Raw genomic sequence first — 6,433 nt, 5'->3', positions numbered from 1 at the left:
GAAGAAACTCAAGATCGAGGCCAGCATGGCCCAGGTTGCGCTGAAGAAGGCGGAAAAACAGCTGGCCGCCCACGACACGCCGGAGCTGCAGGCCCAGGTCGCCGAGCTGCGCACCGCTGCCGAAGCCGCACAGAAGGCCCTGGCCGACGCACAAGCGGCTGCCCCTGCCCCGGCGCCTAAACCGGCCGGTGACGAAGCGCTGAAAAAGGCCAAGATCGACGCCGCCATGCTCAAGGCCCAGCTGCGCAAGCTGGAAAAAATCGAGACCCCGGACGACGACCAGCAGGCCGAACTCGCCCGTGTGCGCCAGCAGCTGGAAGCCGCCGAGAAGGCCCTGGCCGATCTGGAAAGCCAGACGCCCGCCCCCGCCGCCAAGCCGGCCGGCGACGAAGCGCTGAAAAAGGCCAAGATCGACGCCGCCATGCTCAAGGCGCAGCTGCGCAAGCTGGAAAAGATCGAAAACCCGGACGACGACCAGCAGGCCGAACTCGTCCGCCTGCGCCAGCAGCTGGAAGCCGCCGAGAAGGCCCTGGCCAGCCTGGAAAGCCAGGCGCCCGCCCCCGCCGCCAAACCCGCCGGCGACGAGGCACTGAAGAAGGCCAAGATCGACGCCGCCATGCTCAAGGCGCAGCTGCGCAAGCTGGAAAAGATCGAAAACCCGGACGACGACCAGCAGGCCGAACTCGCCCGTGTGCGCCAGCAGCTGGAAGCAGCCGAGAGGGCCCTGGCCAGCCTGGAAAGCCAGGCGCCCACCCTCGCCGCCAAGCCGGCCGGCGACGAGGCGCTGAAAAAGGCCAAGGTCGAGCTGGCGATGAAGCGCGCCGAACTGAAGAAGGCCGAGAAAGCCGGCGCCGACGAAGCCGCACTGCAGCCGCTGCGCGATGCCTTGGTCGCCGCCGAGCAAGCCCTGCACGCCGCCGAGGCGGCTTCGGACAAGCCGGCGCCGGAGCTGGTACGCCGCGAACGCCCCGGCGTGGACGAAACGCTGAAAGCCCTGAAAACCGAAGTGGCCTTCGCCCGCGCCGACCTGCGCAAGCTGGAGCGCGACGACAACGCCGCCAGCGAGGCGCTGGAACAGGCCCGCACGCGCCTGGCCGAGGCCGAACGCCAACTGGCCGAATACCAACCCTGACATCCGCCCCGGACGCAATCCGGGGACAAACACCACACCCGACAGCGCAGCGACAGCAACGACCGGAGCGCCAATGGCCCTGCCCCGCATCACATCGCCCCACGCCAAGGGCAGCAATCGCACCCAGCAGGTCATGCTGCAGGTGCTGCTGGCCACGGTGCCGGGCATTCTCGCCCTGACCTGGCTGTTCGGCGCAGGCACCCTGTTCAATCTGATCCTGGCCAGCCTGTTCGCCCTGGCGTTCGAGGCGGCGATCCTGGCCGCGCGTCAGCGTCCGCTGGCGTTCTTCCTCAAGGATTACAGCGCCCTGGTCACCGCCGTGCTGCTGGCCCTGGCGCTGCCGCCCTACGCGCCCTGGTGGCTGACCCTGGTGGCGGTGGGCTTCGCCATCGTCTTCGGCAAGCAGCTCTACGGCGGCCTTGGGCAGAACCCCTTCAACCCGGCCATGCTCGGCTACGTGGTGGTGCTGATCTCCTTCCCGGTGGAGATGACCAGCTGGCCCGTGCCGCATGGCGTCGCCCTGCTCGATGGCCTGCAGCACATCCTCGGTATCGCCGCGCTGCCCGACGGTTGGGCCCAGGCCACCGCGCTGGACGCACTGAAGGTCAACAAGAGCCTGACCATGGACGAGTTGCGCGCCGCCAACCCGGCCTTCGGCCACTTCGGCGGCGCCGGCAGCGAGGCGGTCAACCTGGCCTTTCTCGCTGGCGGCCTGTACCTGCTGCACAAGCGCATCTTCAGCTGGCACGCGCCGGTCGGCATGCTCGGCGCACTGGCCGTGATGAGCCTGCTGTTCTGGAACGGCAGCGGCTCGGACTCCAACGGCTCGCCGCTGTTTCACCTGCTCAGCGGCGCCACCATGCTCGGCGCCTTCTTCATCGTCACCGACCCGGTGTCCGGCGCCACCAGCAACCGCGGGCGCCTGGTGTTCGGCATCGGCGTCGGCGTGCTGGTCTACGTGATCCGCACCTGGGGCGGCTACCCGGATGCGGTGGCCTTCGCCGTGCTGCTGATGAACCTGGCCGCACCGACCATCGACTACTACACCCGGCCGCGCAGCTACGGCCACCGCAAGCCCAATAGCGGCTTCAAGCTGGGAGAATGAGCATGCTGCCGGAAATCAGCCGCTCGATGCTGAAGAACGCCCTGGTGCTGGGCCTGTTCGCCATCGCCACCGTCGGCAGCGTGGCCCTGTTGCAACAGGCCACCGCCAGCCGCATCGCCGCCGCCGAGCGCGAGGCGCAGGTGCGCGCCCTGGGCGAGATCCTGCCGGCCGGCAGCTACGACAACCACCTGCTGGACAACCGCATCGAGGTCAACGCCCGCGAACTCGGCCAGCGCAGCCCGCAGTCGGCCTACCTGGCGCTCAAGGACGGGGCGCCCAGCGCGCTGATCCTGCCGGTCACCGCCCCGGACGGCTACAGCGGCGCCATCCACCTGCTGGTCGGCATCTTCGCCGACGGCCGCCTGGCCGGCGTGCGCGTGCTCGGCCACAAGGAAACCCCGGGACTGGGCGACAAGATCGAACTGGCCAAGAGCCAGTGGATTCGCAGCTTCGACGGCAAATCCCTGAGTAACCCCGGCGCAGAGGGCTGGGCGGTGAAGAAGGATCGCGGCGAGTTCGACCAGTTCGCCGGCGCCACCATCACCCCGCGCGCGGTGGTCAAGGCCGTGCACGGCGCCCTGCAGTATTTCGACGCACACCGCGCCCAGCTGCTGGGCCTGGCGGAGGACGCGCAATGACCAGCTACCGCGAAATCACGATCAACGGCCTGTGGAAGAACAACCCGGCGCTGGTGCAACTGCTCGGCCTCTGCCCGCTGCTGGGGGTGAGCAACTCCACGGTCAACGCCCTCGGCCTGGCGCTGGCCAGCGCGGTGGTGCTGGTGTGTTCCAACACCGCGGTGTCGCTGGTGCGCGGCGTGGTCAACACCGCCGTGCGCCTGCCCGCCTTCGTCATGATCATCGCCGCGCTGACCACCTGCATCGAGCTATTGATGCAGGCCTTCACCTACGAGCTGTACCAGATCCTCGGCATCTTCATCCCGCTGATCACCACCAACTGCGTGATCCTCGGCCGCGCCGACGGCTTCGCGGCGAAGAACGCGCCGCCGCGCGCCGCCTACGACGGCCTGATGATGGGCCTGGGCTTCGGCGCGGTGCTGGTGCTGATCGGCGCCGCCCGCGAGCTGCTCGGCACCGGTGCCCTGCTGGCCAACATGCACCTGCTGTTCGGCCCGGTTGCGGCCGACTGGCAGATCACCCTGGTCAGCGACTACAAGGGTTTTCTCCTGGCCATCCTGCCGCCGGGCGCCTTTATCGTCCTCGGCCTGCTGATCGCCGGCAAGAACCGCATCGACCAGGTATTGGCCGAGCGGGCCAAGGCCGCCGCCCCCGAGGCGCCCGCGCCAAGCCGTCGCGTGCGAGTGACCGGAGTGATCGAGTGAACGCCGCCAAACGCCTGGAAATCTTCCGCCGTCTGCACGAGGACAACCCGGAGCCGAAGACCGAGCTGGCCTACAGCACGCCCTTCGAGCTGCTGGTAGCCGTCACCCTGTCGGCCCAGGCCACCGACGTCAGCGTCAACAAGGCCACCGCCAAGCTGTTCCCGGTCGCCAACACCCCGGAGGCCATCCATGCCCTGGGCGTCGAAGGGCTTAGCGAGTACATCAAGACCATCGGCCTGTACAACAGCAAGGCGAAGAACGTCATCGCGGCCTGCCGCATCCTGATCGAGAAACACGGCAGCCAGGTGCCGGACAACCGCGAGGACCTCGAAGCCCTGCCGGGCGTCGGCCGCAAGACCGCCAACGTGGTGCTCAACACCGCCTTCCGCCAGCTGGCCATGGCGGTGGACACCCATATCTTCCGGGTCAGCAACCGCACCGGCATCGCCCCCGGCAAGAACGTGCTGGAGGTGGAGAAGAAGCTGCTCAAGTTCGTGCCCAAGGACTATCTGCTCGACGCCCACCACTGGCTGATCCTGCATGGCCGCTACGTCTGCACCGCGCGCAAACCGCGCTGCGGCGCCTGCCGCATCGAGGATCTGTGCGAGTACAAGGCGAAGACCTCGGACGATTGATCGACCATTGATCTGGGCGATCATCCGATTGAAAAAATCTTTTTTACCCGCTCTATTTTTGCCGCTATAAGGTGCGCAAATGGCCCCGGAGCCTGGAGTGGAACATATGAGCACTGACAAAGAAGACCTCGAACTGGACGAAGACTTTGTCGCGGAAGAATCGGACGATGCCGAGCCTGCGGTGGAAGTCGCCAAGACCAACCTGACCAAGCGCCGCATCATCGACAACTTCCTCGAAGAGCGACGCCTGCACAAGCAGCTGGCCGAGTACGACTTCGACATCTGAAGGTCGAGTCGGATAAAAAAAGCCCCGCACAATGCGGGGCTTTTTCGTGGCGGCGATAACCTCAGTCCTTGCGCGACGGCGACAGCAGCTCGATCTTGTAGCCGTCCGGATCTTCCACGAAAGCCAGGATGCTCGAACCGTGCTTCATCGGCCCCGGTTCGCGGGTGATCTTGCCGCCGCGCGAGCGGATGTCCTCGCAGGCCTTGTAGACGTCGGCCACTTCCAGGGCGATATGGCCGTAGCCGGTGCCCAGCTCGTAGCTGTCCACGCCCCAGTTGTGGGTCAGTTCGATCACGCTGTTGTGCGCCTCGTCGCCGTAACCGACGAAGGCCAGGGTGAACTCGCCGTCCGGGTAGTCCTTGCGGCGCAGCAGGGTCATGCCCAGCACTTCGGTGTAGAAGGCGATGGATTTGTCCAGGTCGCCGACGCGCAGCATGGTATGCAGCAGTCTCATCAGGTTTCTCCTCAGCGATTGGCCGTGATCTCGGCTCTAAACAGAAACCCCGGCTCGTGGCCGGGGTTCCTCTGACACGGTGCAAGCAGTCTATCAGATCAGCTTGCGGCCCTTGCCGGCGGCGATGCGCATGCGCAGGGCGTTGAGCTTGATGAAGCCGGCCGCGTCCTGCTGGTTGTAGGCGCCGCCATCTTCTTCGAAGGTGGCGATATTGGCGTCGAACAGCGAGTCGTCGGACTTGCGCCCGGTGACGATGACGTTGCCCTTGTACAGTTTCAGGCGCACCACGCCGTTCACGTTGGCCTGGGAGGCGTCGATCATCTGCTGCAGCATCAGACGCTCCGGGCTCCACCAGAAACCGTTGTAGATCAGGCTGGCGTATTTCGGCATCAGCTCGTCTTTCAGGTGGGCCACTTCACGGTCGAGGGTGATCGACTCGATGGCGCGGTGGGCGCGCAGCATGATGGTGCCGCCGGGCGTCTCGTAGCAGCCGCGCGACTTCATGCCGACATAGCGGTTTTCCACGATGTCCAGACGGCCGATGCCGTTGGCGCCGCCAATGCGGTTCAGCTCGGCCAGCACCTGAGCCGGCGTCATGGCCTTGCCGTCGATGGCGACGATGTCACCGGCCTGGTAGGTCAGCTCGATATAGGTCGGTGCGTCCGGAGCTGCCTCAGGCGAGACAGTCCATTTCCACATGTCTTCTTCGTGCTCGGTCCAGGTGTCTTCCAGCACGCCGCCCTCGTAGGAGATGTGCAGCAGGTTGGCGTCCATGGAGTACGGCGACTTCTTCTTGCCGTGGCGCTCGATCGGGATGGCGTGCTTCTCGGCGTAGTCCATCAGCTTCTCGCGCGACAGCAGGTCCCACTCGCGCCAGGGGGCGATGACCTTCACGCCCGGCTTCAGTGCGTAGGCGCCCAGCTCGAAGCGCACCTGGTCGTTGCCCTTGCCGGTGGCGCCGTGGGAGATGGCGTCGGCGCCGGTCTCGTTGGCGATCTCGATCAGGCGCTTGGCGATCAGCGGACGGGCGATGGAGGTACCCAGCAGGTACTCGCCTTCGTAGATGGTGTTGGCGCGGAACATGGGGTAGACGAAATCGCGGACGAACTCTTCGCGCAGGTCGTCGATGTAGATTTCCTTGACGCCCATCGCCTGGGCCTTGGCACGGGCCGGCTCGACCTCCTCGCCCTGGCCGAGGTCGGCGGTGAAGGTCACCACTTCACAGTTGTAGGTATCTTGCAGCCACTTGAGGATCACCGAGGTGTCCAGGCCACCGGAATAGGCCAGAACTACCTTTTTGACGTCCGCCATGCCATCACTCCACGGGTTGTACGGTAAAACCCGTGATTCTACTGACCCTGCGGGCCAATTTACAGGGGCGCGACAGCTTGTGACGACGAAGCGACGCCGTTTTTCGCCTCAGGACGGCGTGCTGCCGGCCGGATCGACCGGGGCGCTCGGCGCAGTGTCAGGCGCCGT

General features: G+C 66.1%; 7 protein-coding genes and 1 pseudogene. 6 read left to right on the top strand and 2 right to left on the bottom strand.

Annotated elements, in window-relative coordinates; translation table 11 throughout:
• The 6 genes and pseudogenes from N878_RS10370 to N878_RS10345 form a co-directional block, all read left to right on the top strand.
• A pseudogene (locus N878_RS10370) lies at positions 1–1,132 on the top strand (electron transport complex subunit RsxC); the annotation flags it as partial.
• A gap of 73 nt (positions 1,133–1,205) precedes the next feature.
• Complete coding sequence (locus N878_RS10365; RefSeq protein ID WP_021443590.1) at positions 1,206–2,237, top strand: RnfABCDGE type electron transport complex subunit D; 1,032 nt, start codon at positions 1,206–1,208, stop codon at positions 2,235–2,237.
• A gap of 2 nt (positions 2,238–2,239) precedes the next feature.
• Positions 2,240–2,875, top strand: coding sequence for an electron transport complex subunit RsxG (gene rsxG, locus N878_RS10360; RefSeq protein WP_031302995.1), 636 nt, complete (start codon positions 2,240–2,242; stop codon positions 2,873–2,875).
• The gene (locus N878_RS10355) at positions 2,872–3,579 is read left to right on the top strand and encodes an electron transport complex subunit E (RefSeq protein WP_021443588.1); all 708 of its coding nucleotides are present in this window, start codon (positions 2,872–2,874) and stop codon (positions 3,577–3,579) included. The genes rsxG and N878_RS10355 overlap by 4 nt, the downstream gene beginning before the upstream one ends.
• Entirely contained in the window at positions 3,576–4,214 is a 639-nt protein-coding gene (gene nth, locus N878_RS10350) for an endonuclease III (protein ID WP_021443587.1), read from the top strand. Before N878_RS10355 ends, nth begins: the two co-directional genes overlap by 4 nt.
• A gap of 106 nt (positions 4,215–4,320) precedes the next feature.
• Positions 4,321–4,500: a PA3496 family putative envelope integrity protein gene (locus tag N878_RS10345; protein ID WP_017677837.1), complete on the top strand. Its 180-nt coding sequence runs from the start codon at positions 4,321–4,323 to the stop codon at positions 4,498–4,500.
• Between the two features lie 61 nt (positions 4,501–4,561).
• Here N878_RS10345 and gloA read toward each other — a convergent pair whose 3' ends face one another.
• Both gloA and N878_RS10335 read right to left on the bottom strand, forming a co-directional pair.
• Complete coding sequence (gloA, locus tag N878_RS10340; RefSeq protein ID WP_021443586.1) at positions 4,562–4,954, bottom strand: lactoylglutathione lyase; 393 nt, start codon at positions 4,952–4,954, stop codon at positions 4,562–4,564.
• A 93-nt stretch (positions 4,955–5,047) separates the two neighbouring features.
• Positions 5,048–6,265, bottom strand: a complete 1,218-nt coding sequence (locus tag N878_RS10335) for an argininosuccinate synthase (protein WP_021443585.1) — start codon at positions 6,263–6,265, stop codon at positions 5,048–5,050.
• Between the last annotated feature and the right edge of the window lie 168 nt (positions 6,266–6,433).

The sequence above is a fragment of the Pseudomonas sp. EGD-AK9 genome (assembly GCF_000465935.2).
GTDB lineage: Bacteria > Pseudomonadota > Gammaproteobacteria > Pseudomonadales > Pseudomonadaceae > Aquipseudomonas.
Note: the sequence above shows the minus strand (reverse complement) of the source record. Positions and strands in the feature narration are given on the sequence as shown.

Coding starts and splice junctions, on each gene's coding strand:
- N878_RS10365 (WP_021443590.1), top strand. CDS start 1,206: ATGGCCCTGCCCCGCATCACATCGCCCCACGCCAAGGGCAGCAATCGC.
- rsxG (WP_031302995.1), top strand. CDS start 2,240: ATGCTGCCGGAAATCAGCCGCTCGATGCTGAAGAACGCCCTGGTGCTG.
- N878_RS10355 (WP_021443588.1), top strand. CDS start 2,872: ATGACCAGCTACCGCGAAATCACGATCAACGGCCTGTGGAAGAACAAC.
- N878_RS10345 (WP_017677837.1), top strand. CDS start 4,321: ATGAGCACTGACAAAGAAGACCTCGAACTGGACGAAGACTTTGTCGCG.
- gloA (WP_021443586.1), bottom strand. CDS start 4,954: ATGAGACTGCTGCATACCATGCTGCGCGTCGGCGACCTGGACAAATCC.
- N878_RS10335 (WP_021443585.1), bottom strand. CDS start 6,265: ATGGCGGACGTCAAAAAGGTAGTTCTGGCCTATTCCGGTGGCCTGGAC.